General features: G+C 43.8%; 1 pseudogene. It reads left to right on the top strand.

The annotated features are described in order from the left end of the window. Window positions 1–185: pseudogene (locus CIK87_RS14575) on the top strand (hypothetical protein); the annotation flags it as partial. Window positions 186–251 lie beyond the last annotated feature (66 nt).

Genomic DNA, 251 nt, shown 5'->3' with positions numbered 1-251 from the left:
ATCATCGTGAGGGCAAACGTGTCGGGCTGGTCCGCATGGATAGCGGTTTCTTTGCGAAGGAAATACTTGACTATCTGGAAATGAAAGGGTTACACTATATCATTGCCTGCCGTTTCAACAATCGTATCCTAAAATCCGCAACTATCATCCAATACACGATTAAGGGTAGATTTATGAGTCGTTAGTAGCAGCTTTCAGTAAAAAGCAACAGCACAACATCAATATGTAGCCACCATCCCCTTACCCCACGA

Origin of the sequence: Prevotella sp. P5-64 (genome assembly GCF_002251285.1) — a bacterium.
Classification (GTDB): domain Bacteria; phylum Bacteroidota; class Bacteroidia; order Bacteroidales; family Bacteroidaceae; genus Prevotella.
This window is presented reverse-complemented; position numbering and strand designations above follow the sequence as displayed.